17 protein-coding genes and 1 pseudogene are annotated in these 23,409 nt (G+C 68.6%); 15 read left to right on the top strand and 3 right to left on the bottom strand.

Annotated elements, in window-relative coordinates; all coding sequences use genetic code 11:
* Window positions 1-18: 18 nt before the first annotated feature.
* A pseudogene (locus HWX25_RS02830) lies at window positions 19-201 on the bottom strand (cation transporter); the annotation flags it as partial.
* 268 nt (window positions 202-469) lie between these two features.
* Here HWX25_RS02830 and HWX25_RS02825 point away from each other — a divergent pair.
* The 8 genes from HWX25_RS02825 to HWX25_RS02790 all read left to right on the top strand — a co-directional run bounded on the left by HWX25_RS02825 (window position 470) and on the right by HWX25_RS02790 (window position 9,637).
* Entirely contained in the window at window positions 470-1,480 is a 1,011-nt protein-coding gene (locus HWX25_RS02825; protein ID WP_175907315.1) for a DNA-binding protein, read from the top strand.
* Between the two features lie 123 nt (window positions 1,481-1,603).
* Window positions 1,604-2,224 (top strand): TetR/AcrR family transcriptional regulator, encoded by a 621-nt coding sequence (locus tag HWX25_RS02820; RefSeq protein ID WP_059525468.1) that lies wholly within the window; start codon window positions 1,604-1,606, stop codon window positions 2,222-2,224.
* A gap of 203 nt (window positions 2,225-2,427) precedes the next feature.
* Entirely contained in the window at window positions 2,428-3,486 is a 1,059-nt protein-coding gene (locus HWX25_RS02815) for an NADP-dependent oxidoreductase (RefSeq protein WP_175906970.1), read from the top strand.
* A 93-nt stretch (window positions 3,487-3,579) separates the two neighbouring features.
* The gene (locus HWX25_RS02810; RefSeq protein WP_059525472.1) at window positions 3,580-3,879 is read left to right on the top strand and encodes a putative quinol monooxygenase; all 300 of its coding nucleotides are present in this window, start codon (window positions 3,580-3,582) and stop codon (window positions 3,877-3,879) included.
* A 136-nt stretch (window positions 3,880-4,015) separates the two neighbouring features.
* A complete protein-coding gene (locus HWX25_RS02805) occupies window positions 4,016-4,471 on the top strand; it encodes a (2Fe-2S)-binding protein (protein ID WP_059525474.1) in 456 nt (151 codons plus the stop codon).
* Between the two features lies 1 nt (window position 4,472).
* Window positions 4,473-6,695: a xanthine dehydrogenase family protein molybdopterin-binding subunit gene (locus HWX25_RS02800; protein WP_175906969.1), complete on the top strand. Its 2,223-nt coding sequence runs from the start codon at window positions 4,473-4,475 to the stop codon at window positions 6,693-6,695.
* 15 nt (window positions 6,696-6,710) lie between these two features.
* Entirely contained in the window at window positions 6,711-8,030 is a 1,320-nt protein-coding gene (locus tag HWX25_RS02795) for a cytochrome c (RefSeq protein ID WP_175906968.1), read from the top strand.
* Between the two features lie 161 nt (window positions 8,031-8,191).
* Window positions 8,192-9,637: an NAD-dependent succinate-semialdehyde dehydrogenase gene (locus HWX25_RS02790; protein ID WP_059690083.1), complete on the top strand. Its 1,446-nt coding sequence runs from the start codon at window positions 8,192-8,194 to the stop codon at window positions 9,635-9,637.
* A gap of 169 nt (window positions 9,638-9,806) precedes the next feature.
* Here the strand turns inward: HWX25_RS02790 and tagH are convergent, their stop codons facing one another.
* Together tagH and HWX25_RS02780 are read right to left on the bottom strand one after the other, a co-directional pair.
* Entirely contained in the window at window positions 9,807-11,219 is a 1,413-nt protein-coding gene (gene tagH, locus HWX25_RS02785; protein WP_175906967.1) for a type VI secretion system-associated FHA domain protein TagH, read from the bottom strand.
* A gap of 47 nt (window positions 11,220-11,266) precedes the next feature.
* Entirely contained in the window at window positions 11,267-11,653 is a 387-nt protein-coding gene (locus HWX25_RS02780; RefSeq protein ID WP_059525484.1) for a TssQ family T6SS-associated lipoprotein, read from the bottom strand.
* A 632-nt stretch (window positions 11,654-12,285) separates the two neighbouring features.
* Here HWX25_RS02780 and tssJ point away from each other — a divergent pair.
* The 7 genes from tssJ to tssA all read left to right on the top strand — a co-directional run bounded on the left by tssJ (window position 12,286) and on the right by tssA (window position 23,381).
* Window positions 12,286-12,801, top strand: a complete 516-nt coding sequence (tssJ, locus tag HWX25_RS02775) for a type VI secretion system lipoprotein TssJ (RefSeq protein ID WP_059690085.1) — start codon at window positions 12,286-12,288, stop codon at window positions 12,799-12,801.
* Window positions 12,798-14,180, top strand: a complete 1,383-nt coding sequence (gene tssK / locus HWX25_RS02770; RefSeq protein ID WP_175906966.1) for a type VI secretion system baseplate subunit TssK — start codon at window positions 12,798-12,800, stop codon at window positions 14,178-14,180. Before tssJ ends, tssK begins: the two co-directional genes overlap by 4 nt.
* Before the next feature lie 15 nt (window positions 14,181-14,195).
* The gene (locus HWX25_RS02765; protein ID WP_175906965.1) at window positions 14,196-15,515 is read left to right on the top strand and encodes a DotU family type VI secretion system protein; all 1,320 of its coding nucleotides are present in this window, start codon (window positions 14,196-14,198) and stop codon (window positions 15,513-15,515) included.
* Window position 15,516: 1 nt separating this feature from the next.
* Window positions 15,517-19,146, top strand: a complete 3,630-nt coding sequence (tssM, locus tag HWX25_RS02760) for a type VI secretion system membrane subunit TssM (RefSeq protein WP_175906964.1) — start codon at window positions 15,517-15,519, stop codon at window positions 19,144-19,146.
* Complete coding sequence (gene tagF / locus HWX25_RS02755; RefSeq protein WP_175906962.1) at window positions 19,128-19,823, top strand: type VI secretion system-associated protein TagF; 696 nt, start codon at window positions 19,128-19,130, stop codon at window positions 19,821-19,823. Before tssM ends, tagF begins: the two co-directional genes overlap by 19 nt.
* A 65-nt stretch (window positions 19,824-19,888) precedes the next feature.
* Window positions 19,889-22,270 (top strand): serine/threonine-protein kinase, encoded by a 2,382-nt coding sequence (locus HWX25_RS02750; protein ID WP_175906960.1) that lies wholly within the window; start codon window positions 19,889-19,891, stop codon window positions 22,268-22,270.
* Window positions 22,257-23,381: a type VI secretion system protein TssA gene (gene tssA, locus HWX25_RS02745; RefSeq protein WP_175906958.1), complete on the top strand. Its 1,125-nt coding sequence runs from the start codon at window positions 22,257-22,259 to the stop codon at window positions 23,379-23,381. Before HWX25_RS02750 ends, tssA begins: the two co-directional genes overlap by 14 nt.
* The last annotated feature ends 28 nt before the right edge of the window (window positions 23,382-23,409 follow it).

The raw sequence follows: 23,409 nt of genomic DNA, 5'->3' as shown, positions 1-23,409 counted from the left end.
ACGATGCCGCACACATCGTCATGACTCGCGCGTCGAGCGACTCGTCGTCCACGCCGGCAATGCCGGCCATTGCACGCAACCGCGCCCGATGCATCCGACGCCCGTCCGGATCGCGATCGCACCGATCGTGAATGCGGCCAGCAGCGTGGACAGTGCGTCGGTGCGCAGATGCCAGCCGCTCGCTTCGCGCAGCGCCGAGCCGAGCCGGTTTCGCATGGCTTGCGCAGCAGACAGCAGCGGGGGCGCCGGATCGGCAGGTCACTGCGATCAAATCAACTTTCGAGGCGCAGTTTCACCGGCGGTTGTCGACAGGAACTTGATGAGGTGGCGGCGAGCCACATTCGGAAATAACGAAGCGCGCCCCAAAAACCGCAACATTATAGAAATAATGTCAAACCAAAAGAGGCGCATGATTGGATATTTGACGGTTTACGTTATATTATTAACGAAACTACTGACTCAACCCGCCATGCCCGACCTCACCCCCGACGATTCCCGCCTGATCGCCGAAATCGACCGCCTGAAGGCCGATTTCCCGAAAACCCGCGAGCTGTATCGCGAGGTCTGCGCATTGATGTTCTTCCGCTTCGGCATCACGCCCACCGCGAACCGCCTCTACCAGCTCGTGCGCAAGGGCAGCATGAGCACGCCGACGGCGGTTCTCGGCGAGTTCTGGGCCGAGTTGCGGGAGAAGAGCCGGGTGCGCATCGAGCATCCAGACCTGCCGGCCGACCTGCAGGCTGCGGCCGGCGAGCTCGTCGCCGCGTTGTGGAGCCGCTCGACGACCGATGCTGCCGCAGCGCTCGATGCACTGCGCGCCGAAGTCGAAGCTGAACGGGCGACAGCGAAGGCGGAAGTCGCCGCATCGCAGGCCGACCTGTCCCGCACGGAAACCGCGCTGGAGCACCGCACGAGCGCGCTGCTGGCGGCCCAGGTGCGCATCCAGGAGCTCGAGCAGGCAAGGGCGGCCGACGAAGCATCGCGCCGCGCGCTGCATGCGGAGGTCGAAAGGCTGAAGTCCGACAATGCGGACGCCGATCGTGCGCTGGCGCAGGCGCGCGCCGACTTCACGTCACAGCTCGACCGGTTGCGCGACGACGCAGGCCGGGCGGAGGAACGCTTGCGTGCATCGGAGAAGCGGGCGCTTCAGGAGATCGACCGCGAACGGCTCGCGGCCGCGCGCGTTCAAAAGGAACTCGACGCGGCCGCGACGCGCGCTGAACAGCGCGAGATGCAGCACCGCAAGGATCTCGCGGCGCTGCAAGCGCAATTGGCCGACGCACAGCACCGCTGCGGCGTGCTCGAAGGTCAGCTCGACGGCGCCCGCGCGGCCAATGTCGCGTATGTCGGCGAGCTCGACGCATTGCGTGCCGAACGCGCATCACGCCCGCCCGTGCGCAGGGCGCCCGGTCGGCCGGCGGGCGGCAGCCTGCGCGCGGCGAAACCGGTCGCCAGGAAGCGCATTCCCAAACCCGCGTGACATGGACGCCACGGTGCGGCGGCAACGCATCCGCGGCGCGGCGCGATTCGGGTAAAGTGCCGCTCAACTTGCCGGCTCGACGTTACTAGACGACCGGTCTAATCGTTGCTAAGATACGCCATCATGAATGCATCTTCAGGCGCGGAAGTCCGCCAGCACATCCTGAATATCGCGAAGCCGATCATGCTCCACAAGGGGTTCTCGGCGGTCGGTCTGAACGAGATTCTCGCCGCGGCGGGCATCCCGAAGGGCTCGTTCTACCATTACTTCGGCTCGAAAGAGGCGTTCGGCGAGGCGCTGCTCGAATCGTATTTCGAAGGCTATCTCGCGCATCTCGACAACCTGCTCGGCCATCAGGCCGGCACGGGCGCGCAGCGCCTGATGACGTACTGGGGCAACTGGCTGCACACGCAGTGCGCGGACGATCCGGAAGGCAAGTGCCTCGCGGTGAAGCTCGGCGCGGAAGTGTCCGATCTGTCGGAGGCGATGCGCGCGGTGCTACGGCGCGGCACCGGCCAGATCATCGAGCGGCTCGCGGGCGGGATCGAGGCCGGGCTGGCCGACGGCTCGCTGAGCGGTGTCGACGATCCGGCGCATACGGCCGCGATCCTTTACGAGCTGTGGCTGGGTGCGACGCTGCTGGAGAAGATTCACCGGAATCGCAAGCCGCTCGAACGCGCGATGCTCGAAACGCGGCGGATGCTGAACCTGCCGTCCTTCGAGCCAGATGGAGCGCAGTCGTAACGTGGGCGCGCGCAGGCGCGCCTTGTTTTTTGAATGAGCACTAGACGACTGGTCTACTTACGCTGAAATCCCGTTGCCTTACCCGCGAGGCTGAGGCGCCGCCGGCCGATTGGCCGGCACGGCCTGCAGCCTCGCGCATCACGGTTGTCCAAGTTGATCCGATCGTGCCCAGTGCACGTCCCTTCCTGTTGACGGAGGTTCCCATGCCGCAAAGCAAGGCAGCAAACCGCAGAATCATCCTGAACGCGCGCCCGGTCGGCGCGCCCACCCCGAACGACTTCCGTGCCGAGACCGGCGACGTGCCGGTGCCCGGCGCCGGCCAGGTGCTGTTGCGCACGGTCTGGCTGTCGCTCGACCCATACATGCGCGGCCGGATGAGCGACGCGCCGTCGTATGCACCGCCGGTCGAACTCGGCGACGTGATGGTCGGCGGCACGATCAGCCGTGTCGTGGCGTCGAACCTGCCCGTGTATCGCGAAGGCGACCTGGTCGTCGCCGGCGGCGGCTGGCAGGACTATTCGCTGTCCGACGGCAGCGACCTCATTCCGCTCGGCCGCGACTTCCCGCATCCGTCGTATGCGCTTGGCGTGCTCGGCATGCCGGGGTTCACCGCGTACACCGGGCTGCTGACGATCGGCGAGCCGAAGGCCGGCGAAACCGTGGTCGTGGCCGCCGCGAGCGGGGCCGTCGGCGCGGTGGTCGGCCAGATCGCGAAGCTGAAGGGCTGCCGCGTGGTCGGCGTCGCGGGCGGCGCCGACAAGGTCGCGTACGTGAAGGGCACGCTCGGCTTCGACGAGTGCGTCGATCACCGCGATCCGCAATTTGCCGCCCGGCTGAAGGACGCCTGCCCGAACGGCATCGACGTCTATTTCGAGAACGTCGGCGGTGCCGTGTTCGACGCGGTGTGGCCGCTGCTCAACGATCACGCGCGCGTGCCGGTGTGCGGAATCATCGCGCATTACAACGACGCGGCGTACGACGACACCGCGGTATCGAGCGGCCGCGACCGCGTGCCGGCGTTGATGGGCACGATCCTGCGCAAGCGCATCCGGATGCAGGGGTTCATCATTCTGGATCACTATGCGACCGGTTATGCGTCGTTCCTCAAAGAGATGAGCGAGTGGGTCGCGCAGGGCAAGGTGAAGACGCTTGAAGATGTGGTCCCCGACCTGGCTGACGCACCGCAAGCACTGATCGGCTTGCTCGCCGGGAAGAATTTCGGCAAGGTCGTCGTGCGCGTGGGCCCGGACGAACTGGCCTGACACTGGCGCAAGACGACACACAACGATTGCACGCTGGCGTCGCGAGACGCCGGCTTGTGGCATGCTCGATTCCGTTTCGAAAGGAGTGACAAGATGGCGCTTCACGTGATTGCTTCCCTGTTCCTGAAACCCGAACACGCGCAGGCCGCCGAGGCCGAATTGCGCAGCATGGTCGCCAAGACGCGCGTCGAACCGGGCAACCGGCGCTACGACCTGTTCCGCGAGCAGGACGGTTCGCCGAACCTGCACCTGTACGAAATCTACGACGACCAGGCCGCATTCGACGCGCACCTTGCCAGCCCGTATTTCGCCGAATTCCGCGTGAAGTCGGCCGACTGGTTCGCGGCGCCGCCCGTCATCAAGGTGCTGTCGGGCATCGACGTGGCCGAGTAACGACGCAGCACCGTCGTCGCGGCTCGCTCCCGCCCCGGCCGCGCGGCAGCCGTCACGCATGACGCGACGGCAATGACAACGACAACGCGGTGCATCGTTCGCGCCGCTTCCCCAATACATCGGCCCCGGAGTCTGAATGGTCACCCTCAATATCAACGGCGAGAACCGCACGGTCGACGCCCCCGACGACATGCCCCTGCTGTGGGTCCTGCGTGACGTCGTGGGTCTGACCGGCACGAAATTCGGCTGCGGGATCGCGCAATGCGGCGCGTGCACCGTCCATCTCGACGGCGTCGCCGCGCGCTCGTGCGTGCTGCCGGTCGCGGCCGTCGCGGGCCGCAGGATCACGACGATCGAAGCCGTCGGCGCGACCCCGGCCGGGCAGAAGGTTCAGGAAGCGTGGCGCGAGCTCGACGTCGTCCAGTGCGGCTACTGCCAGTCCGGGCAGGTGATGGCGGCCACGGCGCTGATCGCGTCGAATCCGAACCCGAGCGACGCCGACATCGACGCGGCGATGGCCGGCAACATCTGCCGCTGCGGCACGTACAACCGGATTCGCGCGGCCGTCAAGCAAGCTGCGAAGGGAGCGTGACATGTCGCGAGGACTCATCGAAGCAGGTAAGGCGGCCGGCGCGGGCGTGTCGCGCCGTTCGTTTCTGAAGGCGGGCATGTCGCTCGGCGCGGCGGCGGGCGGCGGCTTGCTGCTCGGTTTCAGCCTGCCGGCGGCCGGCGATGACGCACGGCGCTCGGTGATCGGCGGCGATGCGGACGAAAGTGCGCGCGCCGGCGTATTCGCGCCGAACGCGTTCGTGCAGATCGACCGCAGCGGCAAGGTCACGCTGGTGATGCCGAAGGTCGAGATGGGGCAAGGCGTCTACACGGCGCTGCCGATGCTGATCGCCGAGGAGCTCGAGGTGCCGCTGTCGAACGTCACGCTCGACCACGCGCCGCCCAATGAGAAGCTGTTCCTCGATCCGCTGCTCGGCGGCCAGTTGACGGGCGGCTCGACGTCGGTGCGCTACGCGTGGGAACCGCTGCGCCGCGCGGGAGCGACCGCGCGCACGCTGCTGGTTTCCGCTGCGGCGAAGCAATGGAACGTCGATCCGGCCACCTGCCGGGCGGAAAACGGCGAAGTGCGGCACACCCCGAGTGGCCGGCGCGCATCGTACGGCCAGCTCGCGGACGCCGCGTCGAAGCTGCCGGTGCCGAAGGACGTCGCGCTGAAGCAGCCGGCCGATTTCAAGCTGATCGGCAAGCCGGTGAAGCGGCTCGATTCGCCCGAGAAGGTCGACGGCACCGCGCAGTTCGGGCTCGACGTGCGTCTGCCGGGCATGCTGTACGCGGTGATCGTGAACAGCCCGGTGTTCGGCGGCACGGTCGCGAGCGTCGACGAGTCGGCCGCGAAGAAGATTCCGGGCGTGCGCCAGATCGTGCGCGCGGACAACGCGGTCGCGGTGGTCGGCGATCACACGTGGGCCGCGAAGCGCGGCGCGTCGGCGCTCGTCGTGAAGTGGAACGAAGGTGCGGGCGCGAAGGTATCGACCAGGGATATCGTCGCCGATCTCGCGCAGGCCGCCGCGAACGGGAAGGGCGCGGTCGCGCGCAAGGACGGCGACGTCGGCCACGCGTTCGCGAATGCGAAGACGCGCATCGACGCCGTCTACGAACAGCCGCTCCTTGCGCACGCAACGATGGAGCCGGTGAACTGCACGGTGCACGTGCGCGCCGACGGCTGCGAGATCTGGGTAGGCACGCAGGTGCCGACGCGCGCGCGCGACACGGTGCAGCAGCTCACGGGCTTTCCGCCGGAAAAGATCGTCGTGCACAACCATCTGCTCGGCGGCGGCTTCGGCCGGCGGCTCGAAACGGATATGATCGACCAGGCCGTGAAGATCGCCAAGCAGGTCAATGCGCCGGTGAAGGTCGTGTGGACGCGCGAGGAAGACATCCAGCACGACATGTATCGGCCGTATTACTACGACCGGATTTCGGCCGGTCTCGACGCGAACGGCAAGCCGATCGCGTGGCAGCACCGCATCGTCGGTTCGTCGATCCTCGCGCGCTTCGCGCCGCCCGCGTTCAAGGACGGCGTCGACCCCGACGCGGTCGAAGTCGCGACCGACCTGCCGTACGACCTGCCGAACCAGTTGATCGATTACGTGCGGCAGGAGCCGCGTCACGTGCCGACCGCGTTCTGGCGCGGCGTCGGCCCGACGCGCAGCACCTTCGTCGTCGAGAGCTTCATCGACGAGCTCGCCGCGCAGACCAAGACCGATCCCGTGCAGTACCGCCGCGCGCTGCTCGGCAAGACGCCGCGCGCGTTGAACGTGCTCGACGTTGCGACGAAGGCCGCCGGATGGGGCACGCCGCTGCCGAAGGGGCAAGGACGCGGCGTATCCGTGATGCACGCGTTCGGCAGCTTCTTCTCGATCGTCATCGACGTCGCGGTGGAGGGCGGCGAGGTGCAGGTCAAGCGTGCCGTGTGCGCGGTCGACTGCGGGATGGCCGTGAATCCGGGCACGATCGAGGCGCAAGTGCAGGGCGGCATCATCTTCGGGATCACGGGCGCGCTGTATGGCGAGATCACGATCGAGGACGGCCGCGTCGTGCAGAGCAACTTCACCGACTACCGGATGATGCGCATCAACGAGACGCCGCCGATCGACGTGCATCTCGTGAAGAGCGCCGAGGCGCCGGGCGGAATCGGCGAACCGGGCACCGCTGCGACCGCGGCGGCACTGTCGAACGCGATCTTCGCGGCGACCGGCACGCGGCTGCGCAAGCTCCCGGTCGGCAACCAGCTGAAGACGGCTTGAGGGGAGACACACACCATGCGAAACCTCACCCCGAACAGCCTGAATCGCGCCGCTCGCACGCTCGGCGCATCGTTGATCGCGCTGTCCGCGTCGATGGCCGGCACGGCGGTGCATGCCGCGCAAACGGCGCCCGCCGACAGCGCGTTGGTCGCACGCGGCGCGTATCTCGCGAAGGCCGGCGATTGCGTGGCGTGCCACACCGCGCCGCGCGGCGCGCCGTTCGCCGGCGGCCTGAAGATGGTCACGCCGATGGGCGCGATCTACACGACCAACATCACGCCCGACCCGGACACGGGCATCGGCGGCTATACCGAGGCCGAGTTCGCGGGCGCGCTGCGCTCGGGTGTCGCGAAGGACGGCCATCACCTGTATCCGGCGATGCCGTATCCGTCGTACGCGAAGCTGCGCGACGACGACGTGAAGGCGCTTTACGCGTACTTCATGCACGGCGTCGAGCCGGTGAAGCAGTCGAACCGCGCGTCCGACATTCCGTGGCCGCTCAACATGCGCTGGCCGCTGGCGCTGTGGAACGCGGTGTTCCTCGACACGACGCCGTACACCGACAAGCCGACGAAGGACGCGACGTGGAACCGCGGCGCGTACCTCGTGCAGGGGCTCGGGCATTGCGGGTCGTGCCATACGCCGCGCGGCGTCGGCTTCCAGGAGAAGGCGCTGGACGAAAGCGGGGCGGCGTTCCTGTCGGGTGCGCCGATCGACAACTGGTTCGCATCGAACCTGACCGGCGAGCACAATACCGGGCTCGGCCGCTGGAACGATGCGGATGTCGCGCAGTTCCTGAAGACCGGCGCGAACCAGCATGCGACCGCGTTCGGCTCGATGGTCAGCGTGATCAACCACAGCACGCAGGAGCTGACCGACGAGGATCTCGCGGCGATCTCGCGCTATTTGAAATCGCTGCCGGCGGCGGGTGGCACGGGCGCGCCGCCTTACCGTTACGACCCGAAACCGACGCAGGTCGCGTTGGGCCGGCCGGCGAACGATCCGGGCGCAAAGGTGTATAACGCTTTCTGCATGAATTGCCATGGCGCGGACGGTCGCGGCTACGCGCCGCTGCTCGCGCCGCTCGCGGGCAATCCGAACGTGCTCGAGGCCGATGCATCGTCGCTGATCAACGTGACGTTGAACGGCAGCGAGTCGCTCGTGATCGGCGGCGTGCCGTCCGCGTATCCGATGCCGGCGTTCGCGAACCAGCTGAACGACCAGCAGATCGCCGACGTGCTGACGTTCATGCGCGCCGGCTGGAACAACGGCGCGCCGGCCGTGCAGGCGGCGGACGTCGCGAAACTCCGCAAGGCGACGGCGGCCGCGCGCTGAGCGCGGCCGAACGTGGCGGATGACGACGGGCATGCGTGCTGCGTGCGCGTTGTCGAAGGTTGCCGGGGGCAGGGCGCCCGGCAACATAGTGCTTTCTGTCAACCGGCGTGCGGCCGTACGCGGCAGCGCGCGTTTTATCGACGCAAAACTGGGGTGTCTGGATGGCTAACGTGACTTATACGGATACACAACTGCTGATCGACGGCGAGTGGGTCGACGCCGCGAGCGGCAAGACGATCGACGTCGTGAACCCGGCGACCGGCAAGACGATCGGCAAGGTGGCCCACGCGGGCATCGCCGATCTCGACCGCGCGCTGGCCGCGGCGCAGCGCGGTTTCGAAGCATGGCGCAAGGTGCCCGCGCACGAGCGCGCGGCGACGATGCGCAAGGCGGCCGCGCTGGTGCGCGAGCGCGCCGACACGATCGCGCAGCTGATGACGCAGGAGCAGGGCAAGCCGCTGACGGAAGCGCGTGTCGAAGTGCTGTCGGCAGCCGACATCATCGAATGGTTCGCGGACGAAGGCCGCCGCGTGTACGGCCGGATCGTCCCGCCGCGCAATCTCGGCGCGCAGCAGACCGTCGTGAAGGAGCCGGTCGGTCCGGTCGCAGCGTTCACGCCGTGGAATTTCCCGGTCAACCAGGTCGTGCGCAAACTGAGCGCCGCGCTCACGACCGGCTGCTCGTTCCTCGTGAAGGCGCCGGAAGAAACCCCGGCGTCGCCGGCCGCGCTGCTGCGCGCGTTCGTCGACGCGGGCGTGCCGGCCGGTGTGATCGGTCTCGTGTACGGCGATCCGGCGGAAATCTCGTCGTACCTGATTCCGCATCCGGTGATCCGCAAGGTGACGTTCACGGGCTCGACGCCGGTCGGCAAGCAGCTCGCGGCGCTCGCGGGCCAGCACATGAAGCGCGCGACGATGGAGCTGGGCGGCCACGCGCCGGTGATCGTTGCCGAGGACGCGGACGTCGCGCTGGCAGTGAAGGCCGCCGGTGGCGCGAAGTTCCGCAACGCCGGCCAGGTGTGCATTTCGCCGACGCGTTTCCTCGTGCACAACAGCATTCGCGACGAATTCACGCGCGCGCTGGTCCAGCATGCGCAGGGGCTGAAGATCGGCAACGGCCTCGAGGAAGGCACGACGCTCGGCGCGCTGGCGAATCCGCGCCGGCTGACCGCGATGGCGTCGGTCGTCGAGAACGCGCGCAAGGTCGGCGCGAGCATCGAGACCGGCGGCGAACGGATCGGCTCGGAAGGCAACTTCTTCGCGCCGACCGTGATCGCGAACGTGCCGCTCGAAGCGGACGTGTTCAACAACGAGCCGTTCGGCCCGGTCGCGGCGATCCGCGGTTTCGACAAGCTCGAGGACGCGATCGCCGAAGCGAACCGTCTGCCGTTCGGGCTGGCCGGCTATGCGTTTACGCGCTCGTTCGCGAACGTGCACCTGCTGACGCAGCGTCTCGAAGTCGGGATGCTGTGGATCAACCAGCCGGCGACGCCGTGGCCGGAAATGCCGTTCGGCGGCGTGAAGGATTCGGGCTACGGGTCGGAAGGCGGGCCGGAAGCGCTGGAACCGTACCTCGTCACGAAGTCGGTGACGGTGATGGCGGTCTGACGACCGTTCGACCACGTGCGTGCCGCCGTTTGCGCGGTACGCACGCGGCGTGGCGTTGCCGAAGGCCGGGCGTTCTGCCCGGCCTTGTTGTTTCTGCGTCGTTGGCGGTCGGCTTCGCCCGGGAATGGCGGTCGTTCCCGTCGCGCCCGGGGCCTGCGACACCCGCCGCTCAATGCCGGCTGCTGCCGCGATAGCTTTCCACCTCCGCGTCGTACGCGGCGAGAAACGCCTTGCCGAACACCGACGCGAAATCGTCTTCGATCGCGAACACCGTGTCGCGATGCGTCGCCGCGTAGCGGTCCCACATCCTCGCCTTGTACAGCGCGGGCACGCGCTTCTCGTACCAGCGCATCGCATCGTCGCGCTCGCGCAGCCGTTGCGGCGAAAAGCGCGTCAGCAGGTCCATCAGCGCGGCCCGCATGCCGGCGACCATGCCGATCTGGTGCGCGTGCAGATCCTGGAACGCGTCGCTGACCGCGCTCTGCGGCGACATGAAGCCGGGCAGCGGCAGCCCGAACATTTGGCGCAGCACGGCGCCGCCGTCCGGCAGCAGCTTCAGCGGATTGTTCTCGCGATCGAGCAGCATCGTCATGTGCGCCTTCACCTCCCGCTTCAGGATGCTGCGCGACGACAGCAGCTCGACCGTGCCGTTCGCGAACAGCGCCAGCAACTGCCCCGCGATGTACAGCTGTTCGGCCGACCATTGATGCGACTCGGCGGCGGTATCGAGTCCGGCGCCTTCGAAGAACGCGTTCAGCAATTCATCGGGCGTCGGCGCGCGGTTCGCCTGCGGTGCAGGCTCGTCGGCGGGACGTGGCTCCGCATGCGGCGTCGTCGGTTGCACACGCACGTGCTGCGTCCACTCGGGCGCATGATCGGCTTGCGTCGCGGACGACGACGCGGCGCGATCCGCCTCGCCGCGTTCGGGCGGAGACGTCGAACCCGATCCACCGATATCGGGCGACGACTGTACAAACAAGTCGAGCGGGTCGGTCGACAACTGATTCAGGTCGCGTGGCGACGGCGCGGCCGGCGTGGCGCGGCTCGCGGGCTGCGCCGCCTCCCTGCGCGCCGCCGTGCCGGATCGCGTGCCGGTGTCCGCTGCCTTGCCGCGCGGAGCGAGGCGATCCTGCAGCAGGCCCCACAACCGGTTGCCAGTCGTCTTCGCGTCGACGTGCGCGTGTGCGGCGGTTCCCGACGTGCCTCGCGGGTCGGCGCTCGCGCTGGAGGCGGTGGGCATGTCGACGACCGGCGCGTCATGTCCGTCGTCACGCTCGGCACGCAGCACGTACGGTCCGATGCGGATGATGTCGCCGGTATTGAGCGGGCGCTCCTGTGCATAGCCGACGGGCTCGCGGTTCACCTCGATCGTCGACACGCTGCTCAGGTTCTTCAGCAGGCACGCATCGTCACCGACCTGCAGCAGGGCCTGCAGCCGGGAAATCTGCCGGGTGTCGTCGCGCAGCACGAGATGGTTGTCGGTTGCCCGGCCGATGGTGCCGCCGGGCGGGTGGAACACGACGGCGTCGTAGGTGTCGCTTTCGACCGGCTCGCCGGCATGTTCGATCACGATCAGTTGCATGTCATACGTCGCTCGGTAAGGAAACGCTGGCGGGGATTCCGGTTCGGTCAGGATGACGACGCATGCCTGCGGCGCGCGAACTCGAACGCGGGCCCCCAGATCGGATGTCCCTTCTCGGCGGGGGACAAGTCGAAGCGCGGGTTGAGGTCGAGAATCTTCGAGAACTCGGCGCGGCACTGCGCGATGCGGTTCGTCACGCAATAGCTGAACGCGAGCAGCTTGTGCGCGGTGACCTGCGTGTCGGTATCGGCCCCGTCGATCTCCTTCGCTCGGCTCAGGACCGCGATCGTGCGTCCGTAGTCGCCGGCACCATACGCCGCGCGCGCGCTGTCGACCGCGGCGCGCGCCGCCGATTGCGTGGGGGACGTGCTGCACCCGCCGATTCCCAGCAGCAAGGCGCCGAGGAAAATCACGATCGATGAACGGCCTTTCATTCTGAAATGAAATATGTGCGTTATTGGAGGGTGGTGCACAAGCGCTGTTGGATTCTAGTGCCAATCAAGGCGGTCGATGTTGCCGTTACGTTTTGTTTCATTTTGAAAATTGCGTTCGAGTTTCCGCTCAAATCGATTCCGGGTTTTCGACTTGTTAATCCATAAAATCGATTCTATAGTTCGCTGTGCTTTTTGGGATTCGTCAGTTGTTTGCCCGGCACCGGTCAATGATCGGAAAATCCGGCCCTCCGTTCGGGCAGCGCAAACAGCGTGACATGACCCGCAGGGGCGTAGCCACCGACCGCCGACGGCCGTCAGGCTTGGGTTCAACGTCCATATCGCAAGTGAACCTGCAATAGAACCGGGCCGCCGTGGCGAACCGGTCGGATTAACGCGCCTTTTCAAAATGACAGAAATCAATCCAATTCATCGCCATTTCCCCAATTTCGATCTCGTTCCGTAATTGGCGATTTGACCCGTCTTTTTCCAAGAATAAATTGCCGAATGAAATTTAAGCGGAAGGATATGCAAGTCACATAATTACCGGTCAATTAATTGTCCCCTTTTAATTAGAGGTGTCGGTTTCGCGTACGGAAATCGACGGGGGAATTATTGCGCTGCGAGGATGAAATATGCGCTGGCGGTCGAGCGGGTTCATCGTATTGGGATGTGCATTGCTGTTGCCCGGATGCGGCGCCACCGAGCGTGCCGCCGCTGTGCCGTATGCGATCACCGTCGACGTGGCGCCCGACGTCAATCCGGACCTCAACCGCAAGCCTTCGCCGATCGTGCTGAAAGTGTTCCAGCTGCGCGCGGCATCGGCGTTCGACGGCGCCGACTTCTTCTCGCTGCAGGACAAGCCCGAGAACATCCTCGGCGCGGACCTGCTCGGCACCGACCGCGTGATCCTGCGCCCGGGCGAGTCGCGCACGTTGCATTACCGCGGCAACGTCGAGGCCGGCGCGGTCGGCGTGATCGCCGAATACCGGATGCTCGACAAGAACCGCTGGCGCCTGACGGTGCCGCTGCCGCGCGCGAAGCAGCTCAACGTATACAAGTTCTGGCAGACGTCGCCCGGCGAGCTGAAGCTGTCGATCGCGGTCAGGAACGGCGGTCTCGCGCTGAACGACACGCGGGGGCGCCCATGACCGAACCGACGATGTCCGCGACGCCGGTCGCCGCACTGCGCCAGCGCGTGGTGTGGACCGAAGGGATGTTCCTTCGGCCGCAGCATTTCCAGCAGCTCGAACGGCACTGGGAGCGCTACGTCGCGCTGCGCTGCCTGCCGCTGCAGGGCTTCTACTGGGGCTTCGACACGCTCGAGATCGACCGGGAGCAGCTCGCGCTCGGCAAGGTCGCGCTACGCGCGGCGGCGGGCGTGATGCGCGACGGCACGCCGTTCGACCTGTCGCATCCCGACGATCTGCCCGAGCCGCTCGACGTGCCGCCGGATGCGAAGGACCAGCTCGTCGTGCTCGCGTTGCCGTTGTGGCGCGGCGGCGGCGAGGAGGTGTCGTTCGGCGGGAACGCAAGCGGCAACGACGGCGCGGACGTCGCGCGCTACGTCGTTCGCGAATACGAAGTGGCCGATGCGAACGCGGTCGCGCTCGGCCCCGCACTGCTGCAAACGGGGCGCCTGAACGTCCGGCTGATGCTCGACACCGAGCTGACCGGCGACTGGCATGCGCTGGGCGTCGTGCGGATCGTCGAGCGGCGCACCGACGCGCGGCTGCTCGTCGACGACGGCTACATTCCGCCGCGCCTGGTCGCACAGCGCGACGCGGCGTTGCTGGCATACACGCGGGAGCTGCACGGATTGCTGACGCAGCGCAGCGACGCGCTGGCCGAGCGCCTGTCGGAGCCGGGGCGCGGCGGCGTATCGGAAGTCGCGGATTTCCTGCTGCTGCAACTGGTGAACCGCTATCTGGCGCTGACCTGGCACGCGCAACAGGACGTCGCGACGCATCCGGAGGCGCTGTTCCGCGACTGGCTGAAGCTCGCATGCGACCTCAGCACGTTCACGGCGGCCGGCCGGCGCCCGCAATCGCTCGCAGTCTACGTGCACGACGACCTGCGCACGAGCTTCGCCGAATTGATGACGGAACTGCGCCGGTCGCTGTCGACGGTGCTGGAGCAAAACGCGATCCAGATCGAGCTGCGCGACGCGGGCAACGGCATCCGGGTCGCGACGCTCGCCGATCCCGCGCTGCGCGACACGGCCGGCTTCGTGCTGGCCGTGCGCGCGGACGTGCCGGCCGACAGCCTGCGCGCGCGGTTTCCGGCGCAGGCGAAGCTCGGCCCGGTTGAGCGGATCCGCGACCTGGTGCAGTTGCAACTGCCGGGCATCACGATGCGCCAGTTGCCGGTCGCGCCGCGGCAGATCCCGTATCACGCGGGTCATACGTACTTCGAGATCGACAAGGGCAGCGAGCTGTGGAAGCAACTGGCGCGCTCCGGCGGTCTCGCATTTCATTTCGCCGGCGAATTTCCGGGGCTCTCGATGGAGTTCTGGGCGATTCGCGGGTGACGGCGGGGCAGCGCGATGAATTCTTCCTCCGATTCGATTTCCGCCGGCGCAGGCGGATTCGTGCCGCCGAATCCGGGCGGCATGCATCCATCGGCTGCGTCCGGCGCGGCCGGGCCGACGGCCACGCAGCCGCGCCCCGGCCGCTGGGCCGCGAGCGGCACGAATCCGCTCGTCGCGGCCGCCAACCCGCTGCTCAATCTCGTGCCCCAGATCCGCTCGACCGTCCATCATCCGAATCCGGCGTGGCTGCGCGAGCATCTCGTCGTCGAGATTCGTCAGTTCGAGGCGCGCGCGCAGGAAGCCGGCGTGCCGTCGGAGGCGATCATCGGCGCGCGCTACTGCCTGTGCACGGCGCTCGACGAAGCAGCCGCGCTGACGCCGTGGGGCGGCAGCGTGTGGTCGTCGCACAGCCTGCTCGTGTCGTTCCACAACGAAACGTGGGGCGGCGAGAAGTTCTTCCACCTGCTCGAACGTCTGTCCCAGCAGCCGCGCCAGCACCTCGACCTGCTGGAGCTGCTGTATTTCTGTCTCGCGCTCGGCTTCGAGGGCCGCTATCGGGTGCTCGACAACGGTCATGCGGAACTCGACGCGCTGCGCTGGCAACTGGCTCACACGATCCGCTCGGTGCGCGGCGAATTCGAACCCGCGCTGTCGCCGCACTGGCGCGACGTCGTCACGCGCGACGTGTCGCGTCGCTTCGTCGTGCCGCTCTGGGTCTGCGTGGCGCTCGCGCTGCTGATCGGCTTCGGCATGTTCGTCGGGCTGCGCATCGCGCTGGCCGGGCATTCGGACCGGCTGTTCGCGTCGATCGACGCGCTGCACGTGCCGAAGCTGCAGCCTGCTCAGGCACCGCCGCGCCCGGCGGCGGCGCCGCGCGTCGCGAAGTTCCTGGCGCCGGAGATCGCGGCCGGCCTCGTGTCGGTGCGCGACGACGCCGATCGCAGCGTGATCGTGCTGCGCGGCGACGGGCTGTTCAAGTCCGGCTCGACGTCGGTGATCGACCGTTACGCGCCGGTGCTCGCACGCGTCGCGGATGCGCTCAACCAGGTGCCCGGCAACGTGCGCGTGACCGGCTATACCGACGACACGCCGGTGCACACGGCACGCTTCGCGTCGAACTGGGACCTGTCGCGCGAGCGCGCGGAGGCCGTGCGCGGCATGATCGCCGCGCGCCTCGACCATCCGGAGCGACTCGCGGCCGAGGGGCGCGGCACGCTCGATCCGGTCGCGCAGAACGATACGCCCGCGAACCGCGCGCTGAACCGGCGCGTCGAGATCACGCTGCTGCCGGCGCCCGGCAGTGCCGCCGTCGGCGCGACGCAGGGAGCGCACTGACATGAACCAGGCTGTCGCGCGTTTCGTCCGGCCGTTGCCGTCGCGGGAGATCTGGACCTTCGCCGGTCTCGTCGTGCTCGCGTGTTTCGTGTGGCTCGCCGGGCCGCTGTTCGCGTTCGCCGAGATCCGCCCGCTCGAAAGCGGCTGGGCGCGCACGGTGACGATCGCGGTGCTGTTCGCCGCGTGGGGCGCACGCGTGGCGTGGCGAAGCTGGCACGCAAGCCGCTTGAACGCGCAGTTGCTGAACCAGTTGCGCGAGGCCGCGCCCGGGCCGGCGAACGCCGACGATCCGGCCAAGGCCCAGCTCGACGAGCTGCGCAGCCGCTTCGACGAGGCCGCGGCGCTGCTGAAGAAGGTCCGCTTCGGGCAGGCGGACACCGCACGCAAGGGGCTGGCGCGCTGGTTCGACCGGATGTCGCGCCAGTATCTGTACCAGTTGCCGTGGTACGTGTTCATCGGCGCGCCAGGCTCGGGCAAGACGACCGCGCTCGTCAATTCCGGGCTCAGTTTTCCGCTCGCCGAGCAGTTCGGCCGTGCCGCGATTCGCGGTGTGGGCGGCACCCGGCACTGCGACTGGTGGTTCACCAACGACGCGGTGCTGATCGACACGGCCGGCCGCTACACGACCCATGAAGGCAACCGCGCACTCGACGAAGCCGAGTGGAAAGGCTTCGTCGAACTGCTGAAGAAGTACCGCACGCGCCAGCCGCTGAACGGCGCGATGCTGACGATCAGCGTCGCCGACCTGGTCGGCGCGTCGGAAGCCGAGCGCACGCAGCACGCGATGGTGCTGCGCAAGCGGCTGCTCGAGCTGCGGGCGCAGCTCGGCATCCGGTTTCCCGTCTACCTGCTTGTGACGAAGGCCGACCTGCTGGCCGGCTTCGCCGAGTATTTCGGCGGCTTCGGCCGCGCGGAATGCGCGCAGGTGTGGGGTTTCACGTTCCCGCTGGCGCAAAGCGAGGCGCCGGGCTTCGACCTGCGTGCCGCCTTCGACCGCGAATACCGGCTGCTGCACCAGCGGCTGAACGACGGACTGCCCGAGCTGCTCGCCACACAGACCGACGCGCGCCAGCGCGAGATGGCGTATCTGCTGCCGCAGCAGGTCGCCGACCTGCAGGACATGCTCGGCCAGTTCGTCGCCGAAGTGTTTTCCGTGTCGAGCTTCGAGCCGATGCCGATGCTGCGCGGCGTATACCTGACGAGCGGCACGCAGGAAGGCACCGCGTTCGACCGCGTGATGAGCGGCATCAAGCGCTTCCTGAAGATCGAGGGCGTGCCGCCGGTTGCCCAGGTCGGCTCGACCGGGCGCAGCTTCTTCTTGAAGTCGTTGCTGCAGGAGCACATCTTCCGCGAAGCCGCGCTCGCCGGCAGCGACCTGCGCTGGCATCAGAAGCGGCGCGTGTTGCAGATCGCCGGGTATGCGCTCCTCGCGCTCGCGAGCGTGGTCGTGCTGGCCGCCTGGCTGCGCAGCTATGCGAACAATCGCGCGTATCTCGACCGGATCGCGCAGCAGGTGCCCGCCGTCGATGCGCAGATCGCCGGTGCGAAGTTCTCGGATGCGGCCGACATCGCGCGGCTGCTGCCGGTGCTCGACGCGCTCGGCGGGCTCGCGAATGCCGGCGGCGTCGACCGCTCGCATCCGCCGCTCGCGTACCGCTGGGGGCTGTTTCAGGGCGAGAAGATCGACGAGGCCGTCGACGCCGTGTACCGGCGCGCGCTCGACGACGTGCTGCTGCCGATCGCCGCGCGCCGGATGGAGGCCGCGCTGAGCGATGCGCGGCCGGACGAAACCGACTACGCGTATGCGGCGCTGAAGGCCTACCTGATGCTGTACGACAGCGCGCATTACGATCCCGCGTTCGTGCAGGCCGTCGTCGACCTGGAAATGGAGCGCTCGCTGCCGCCCGATTTCTCGCCGGCCGAACGCTCGACGCTGCGCGCGCATCTCGCCGCGCTGTTCGGAAACCGGGTGGCCGTGTCGCCGTATCCGATGAACGAGCGGCTCGTGGCCGACGTGCGCGACCGGCTGCGGCAAGTGCCGTTCTCGCAGCGGCTGTATCGCCAGCTCACGCGCACGCTGCGGCCGGCGACGTCCGCACTCGATTTCAGCGTCGCGCGCGCGGTGGGGCCCGACGCGTCGCTCGTGTTCCGCCGCCAGAGCGGCAAGCCGCTGTCGGAAGGCGTGCCGGGCCTGTACACGCGCAACGGCTATCGGAACGTGTTCGCGCCGCGCCTCGCGGGCGAGGTCGACGCATACGGGCGCGAGGAGGTGTGGGTGCTGAATCTCGGGCTGTCCGAGATCCCCGGGCCGAACGACGCCGCCGCATGGGCGCGCGACATCCGCCAGTTGTACCTGAACGATTATCTGAAGATCTGGGACGACTATCTCGCCGACATCAAGCTGCAGCGCACGGCGACGCTCGCGCAGAGCATCCAGGTCGCGCGCGCGCTGTCGTCGGCGGATTCGCCGCTCACCCGGCTGATGATCGCGCTCGCGCGCGACACGGCGCTCGGCGATGCGCCGGGCGGCGCGCGCAATCTCGCGTCGCGCGCGCAGGACAAGGTCGACGAGGCGCGCAGTTCGCTGTCGCAGATCTTCGCGGGGCAGGGCGCGAGCGACGCGAATCCGTCAGCCGTGGCGCCCGCGAGCCCCGAGCAGGTGGTCGACAGCCACTTCGCCGGGCTGCGCGCGTTCGCGCCGGGCAGCGGCGATCAGGCGCAGGCGTTCGACGCGGTGCTGAAGTCGATCGACGCGCTCTATACGTACCTGACGGCCACCGACGATGCGCTGCGCAGCGGCGCCCAGCCGCCGCCGTCCGACGCGCCCGCGCGGCTGCGCGCGCAGGCCGGGCGGCTGCCGACGCCGTTCCGCGACGTGCTCGACGACCTGTCGAACGTCGCGAACGGCAGCGTCGCGACCGTTGAGCAGCGCAGCGTCGCACAACGGGCCGGCGCGAACGTCGGCGATTTCTGCCGGCAGGCGATCGCGGGCCGCTATCCGTTCGCGCGCGGATCGTCGCGCGACGTCGCACCGGCGGATTTCGCGCAGATGTTCGCGCCGGGCGGCCTGATGGACGATTTCTTCCAGAAGAACCTGCAATCGATCGTCGATACGACGTCGCATCCGTGGCGTTTCGCGAACCGCAACGCGGACGCCGATCCGGCGGCGGCCGCGATGCTTTCGTCGTTCGAGAAGGCCGCAGTGATTCGCGACGCCTATTTCGGCGGCGGCGCACGTGCCGCGCAACTGAAGGTGCAGATCCAGCCGCTCGAAATGGACCCGTCGCTCACGGAGATGGTGCTCGACGTCGACGGCCAGATCGTCCGTTATGCGCACGGCCCCCTCGTGCAGAGCGCGGTGGACTGGCCGGGCACGCGCGGCAGCAACCAGGTCCGCCTGCAGGTGTCGGGGCAGGCCGGCGCGACCGACGGCTTCACGACCAACGGGCCGTGGGCGCTGCACCGGCTGTTCGACCGCGCGGCCGTGTCGGCCGGGCGCGGGTCGGACCAGATGGTCGCGCGCTTCACCGTCGACGGCAAACCGCTCGTGCTGCAGGTGAATGCGGGCAGTGTCCGCAATCCGTTCAGGCTGCCCCAGATGGAGTCCTTTACATGCCCTCCGAAGCAATGAGCCGCCTGCCGCCGCTCACGCGCGCCGATGGCGACGCCCCGGCCTGGTACGGAAAGATCCCCGGCGCCGGCGACTTCGTGAACAGCCGGCTGCCGCATGCGCTCGCGCAGTGGTGGGAACGCTGGCTTCAGCAGGGGATGGCCGCGATGCGCCAGCGCGGCCCGGACGAGATCGCGCGCCACTACACGGTCGCGCCGGTCTGGAATTTCCTGGTGCCGGCGGGCGCCGGCGCGTCGTGCGTGCAGGCAGGTTGTCTCGCGCCGAGCTGCGACCGCGTCGGGCGTTACTACCCGGTGATCGTCACGCTGCCGATGCCGGTGGCCGATTACTGGAACGGGCTGCCGGACGCCGCCGACGCGTTCTACTGGCAGATCGGCCATGCGCTGCTCGACGCGATTCGGCATGCGCGCGCGCCGGTCGACCTCGAGGAGACGCTCGACCGCGTGCGGCTCGCGCCGGGCGGCGGGCCGCCGGCGGAAGTTGTCGACGGGATGCCGGCGACGCTGCCCGAACGACCGGCGCTCGCCGCGTGGCCCGGGCTGTCCGGTTATTTCGATCCCCACGGCGGGACGAGCTTCTGGTGGACCAATCGCGCCGACGGCTCGCCGCTGCGCACGCATGCGCATACGGGCGCACCCGACAACGCGCTGTTCCTGACGCTGTTCGGCGGTAGCTGACGGTGCCGGTCGGCGGTCGGCGCCAGGCAACGCAGGCAATACGGATGCGGTATCGCGAGGTAGACATGAAGGACCCTTCATCGAGAGACAACGAGCACGACACGGCGACCCGCGGCAACGCGCCCGAATTCACGGTGCGGCCGCTGCCGCTCGGTCATCGCTTGGGCGAGCTGCAGCTCGACGAGGTGCTGGGCATCGGCGGTTTCGGCATCGTCTATCGCGCGTTCGACCGCACGTTGCGGCGCGCGGTCGCGATCAAGGAATACATGCCGTCGATGCTCGCGACGCGCGGCGGCGACTACACGGTGTCGCTGCGCTCCGAGCGGTTCGCGCAGGCGTTCGACGCGGGACGCGGCGCGTTCCTCAACGAGGCGCGCCTGCTCGCGCAATTCGACCATCCGGGGCTCGTGAAGGTGCTGCACTTCTGGGAGAGCCACGGCACCGCATACATGGTGATGCCGTTCTACGAGGGGCGCACGCTCAAGCAGCTGCTCGACGGCGGTGTGCGGATGAGCGAGACGCAATTGCGCAATATCGTCGGCGCGCTGCTCGGCGCGCTCGACACGCTGCATCGCGCGCAGTGCTTCCATCGCGACGTCGCGCTCGACAACGTGTTGATCCGCCCGAACGGCAGCGCGATCCTGCTCGACTTCGGCGCGGCGCGCAAGCGGATCGGCGATCTCGTCGACGACGGCGCGATGATGATCAAGCCCGGCTACGCGCCGATCGAGCAGTACACCGACGACCCCGCGTTCAGCCAGGGGCCGTGGACCGATCTCTACGCGCTCGGCGCGGTGATGCACGCGTTGATCACCGGTGAACTGCCGCCCGCGGCCGTCGTGCGCAGCATCAAGGACACGTACCGGCCGCTCGCGTCGCGCGAGTTGCCGGCCGGCGAGGTGTACAGCCCGGCGTTCCTCGCGGCGATCGATCACGCGTTGCAGTTGCGGATCCCGGATCGGCCGGAGTCGGTCGCGGCGTTCGCGGCGGAACTCGGGTTGCGCGATCTCGAACGGACGGGCGGCGGGTATGGTGCGGCCGTTGTGTCGCCGGCCGCCGATGCCGGCGGCGGCGGAGCAGGGAAGGTGGCTTCCGGTGTTTTGGGGGCGGCAGCGGTGACGGGCGATGCAACACCGGATGTGCGGCCGTCGCAGCCTGAGCGGGCGGAAGGCCGGACGAGCACTTCCGATACGGCGTCTATCGCGTCCGCCGGGGCTGGCGACAAGCCGAACGATGGCGGGACTTTGGCGTCGACGGCGGCTGCGCAAGCCCTGCATTTATCGACTTCGCCCACGTCTGCAACTGCTTCGTCATCCGTATCGCAGGCGTTGTCGGCTTCCGCGAAAACCGGGCGATCCGACGGACGTGAAGGTGATGAGGAGCGTGCAAAGGAAGGGGCGAACGACGAGCGGTCGGCTTCGAAGACCGAAATGCATGACGATGCCGGCATGCGATCGAGAAGCGCCGGGGCGGACAGCGGGCAGGGCCGTGCAACGGATACAGGAAACCTGAACGGAACGGCGGTGCCAATTGCTGGCGCTGCTGGCGCTGCTGGCGCTGCTGGCGCTGCTGGCGCTGCTGGCGCTGCTGGCGCTGCTGGCGCTGCTGGCGCCTCCACATCCACGCCGTCGCCGGGTGCATCGCCTCCGATCCACCCGCCGCGCCGCCCATCGTTCATCGCGGCGGGCAACCGGCGCACGAAGACCTACGTGGGTGGCGCGCTGGCAGCAATGATCGTCGTTGGCATCGCCGCGACCTATCTGTCGCGTCCCGCGAAAGTCGCGGGCGAACCGGAAGCGGGCGCAAGCCAGCCGCTGGCGGGCGTTGCATCCTCGGGCGCGGCGTCGGACGCGATGCTCGCGCAGCGCGGCCCGACGCCGATCGTCGTGCCGCCGTCGAGCCTGCCGGCCGGATCGTCCGCGCAGGTGCCGCCGCCTTCGCTGGCCGCCGCGCCGGCCAGCACGCCCGCTGCGGGGGCGGCCATTCCCGCGCCGCAGGTCGCGACGACCGCCACGGACATCGCCGGCGTCACACCGTCGCAAGCGGGCTCGAGCGCGACCATCGCACCGGCCGGCAGCCTCGACACATCGGAGCGCGTCGTCAACGTGCCGCCGTCGGAGGCCGCTGCGCCGCCGTCGACCGCACCGGTGCCCGCGCCGGCGTCGCCATCGGAAGCGGCGACGGCCGTTGCCGCGATCAACGCGCCGGCCGTCGAGCAGCGCCCGCCGAAGCAGGAGACCGTCCAGGTCCGTTTCAACGTGCGTCCGTGGGGCGACGTGTACGTGAACGGCGCACGGCGCGGCGCGAGCCCGCCGCTGCGCTCGGTCTCGCTGACGCCGGGCGTCTATCAGATCGAGATCCGCAACGGCTCGCTGCCGCCGTTGCACCGCACCGTGGCGATCGACTTCGGCAGCAAACCGGTCAACATCGACTATGCATTCGAATGACGTCAGCCAGGCGGCGCTGGCTGCCGCCGCATTGTCCTCGCCGTCGCCCGGTTTGCCGGCCGCGACGCCGCGCGCCGAGTTGATCGGCCGGCTGCTGGCGGCGGTCTCGCCCGAAGCCCCGTGCGGTCCGAACCTCGAATACGACGCCGACTTCCTGCAGCTTCAGGAGCGGGCGACACCGCGCGCCGAGCAGCAATACGGCGACACCGTGATTCCGGCCGAGACGCCCGACTGGCGCGCGGTCGAGCGCCTTGCGCTCGCGCTGGGCGAGCGGACGAAGGACTTGCGTGTCGCCGCGTATCTCGCGCGCAGCTGGACCGAGCAGCACGGCATTCCGGGCTACGCGGACGGGCTCGCGGTCGTCGCCGGCCTGATCGGGCGCTGGTGGGACAACCTGCATCCGCGCCTCGACGCCGATGGCGAACCGGATCCGACATTGCGGATGAACGCGCTCGCCGATGTCGCCGGCGCGCACGAATGCGCGCGCGCGGCGCGGCGCCAGCCGCTGTTCGACGGAGGCCCGAGCGTGCGCGACGCCGAACGCGCGCTCGACGGGCGCGACGAAACGGGCGGCCCGGCCGCAGTCAGCCGCGACGGCCTGGTCGCCGCGCTGTCGATCGCACGCGACGACGGCCGCGTGCCGATCGACGCGGTGCGCGCGGTGCTGGGTGCGCTGAATGCGATCCGCGCGCACGTCACGGACCGGCTCGGCAGCGAATGGTCGCCCGATGCGAGCGACACGGAAAAGGCGTTGCAACGGATCGTGCACGAAATGCCGGAGCCGGCACCGGTATACGCGGCACGGCCGGCGGACGGTTCGATTCCGGCGGCGCCGGCCGCATCCGGCGCCGCGCACGCCGCGTCCACGCCGGCCGCGTTGCCGAACGGGCAGGCCTGGCGCGATGCCGAGGTCGCGAGCCGCGACGACGTGCGGCTCGGCATCGACAAGATGTGCCGCTATTTCGAACTGCACGAGCCGAGCCACCCGGCGCCGCTGCTGCTGCGGCGCGCGCAGCGGCTGCTCGCGCTCGACTTCTACGAAATCATCCGGGATCTCGCTCCGGAGAGCCTGCCGAAGCTGGACCTGCTGAGCGGCGAGCGGAGCGAATGAGGCAAGCCGCCCGGCGGCGGCGACGTAC

Source organism: Burkholderia sp. BCC1640 (genome assembly GCF_902833125.1).
Taxonomy (GTDB): Bacteria; Pseudomonadota; Gammaproteobacteria; order Burkholderiales; family Burkholderiaceae; genus Burkholderia; species Burkholderia diffusa.
Note: the sequence above shows the minus strand (reverse complement) of the source record. Positions and strands in the feature narration are given on the sequence as shown.

Bases quoted from the DNA above. Each gene is read 5' to 3' on its own strand.
- HWX25_RS02780 (WP_059525484.1), bottom strand. From the start codon at position 11,653: ATGAAAGGCCGTTCATCGATCGTGATTTTCCTCGGCGCCTTGCTGCTG.
- HWX25_RS02825 (WP_175907315.1), top strand. From the start codon at position 470: ATGCCCGACCTCACCCCCGACGATTCCCGCCTGATCGCCGAAATCGAC.
- HWX25_RS02820 (WP_059525468.1), top strand. From the start codon at position 1,604: ATGAATGCATCTTCAGGCGCGGAAGTCCGCCAGCACATCCTGAATATC.
- tssK (WP_175906966.1), top strand. From the start codon at position 12,798: ATGACCGAACCGACGATGTCCGCGACGCCGGTCGCCGCACTGCGCCAG.
- tssA (WP_175906958.1), top strand. From the start codon at position 22,257: ATGCATTCGAATGACGTCAGCCAGGCGGCGCTGGCTGCCGCCGCATTG.
- HWX25_RS02750 (WP_175906960.1), top strand. From the start codon at position 19,889: ATGAAGGACCCTTCATCGAGAGACAACGAGCACGACACGGCGACCCGC.
- HWX25_RS02815 (WP_175906970.1), top strand. From the start codon at position 2,428: ATGCCGCAAAGCAAGGCAGCAAACCGCAGAATCATCCTGAACGCGCGC.
- tssM (WP_175906964.1), top strand. From the start codon at position 15,517: ATGAACCAGGCTGTCGCGCGTTTCGTCCGGCCGTTGCCGTCGCGGGAG.
- HWX25_RS02790 (WP_059690083.1), top strand. From the start codon at position 8,192: ATGGCTAACGTGACTTATACGGATACACAACTGCTGATCGACGGCGAG.
- HWX25_RS02810 (WP_059525472.1), top strand. From the start codon at position 3,580: ATGGCGCTTCACGTGATTGCTTCCCTGTTCCTGAAACCCGAACACGCG.
- HWX25_RS02805 (WP_059525474.1), top strand. From the start codon at position 4,016: ATGGTCACCCTCAATATCAACGGCGAGAACCGCACGGTCGACGCCCCC.
- tagF (WP_175906962.1), top strand. From the start codon at position 19,128: ATGCCCTCCGAAGCAATGAGCCGCCTGCCGCCGCTCACGCGCGCCGAT.
- HWX25_RS02795 (WP_175906968.1), top strand. From the start codon at position 6,711: ATGCGAAACCTCACCCCGAACAGCCTGAATCGCGCCGCTCGCACGCTC.
- HWX25_RS02800 (WP_175906969.1), top strand. From the start codon at position 4,473: ATGTCGCGAGGACTCATCGAAGCAGGTAAGGCGGCCGGCGCGGGCGTG.
- tagH (WP_175906967.1), bottom strand. From the start codon at position 11,219: ATGCAACTGATCGTGATCGAACATGCCGGCGAGCCGGTCGAAAGCGAC.
- tssJ (WP_059690085.1), top strand. From the start codon at position 12,286: ATGCGCTGGCGGTCGAGCGGGTTCATCGTATTGGGATGTGCATTGCTG.
- HWX25_RS02765 (WP_175906965.1), top strand. From the start codon at position 14,196: ATGAATTCTTCCTCCGATTCGATTTCCGCCGGCGCAGGCGGATTCGTG.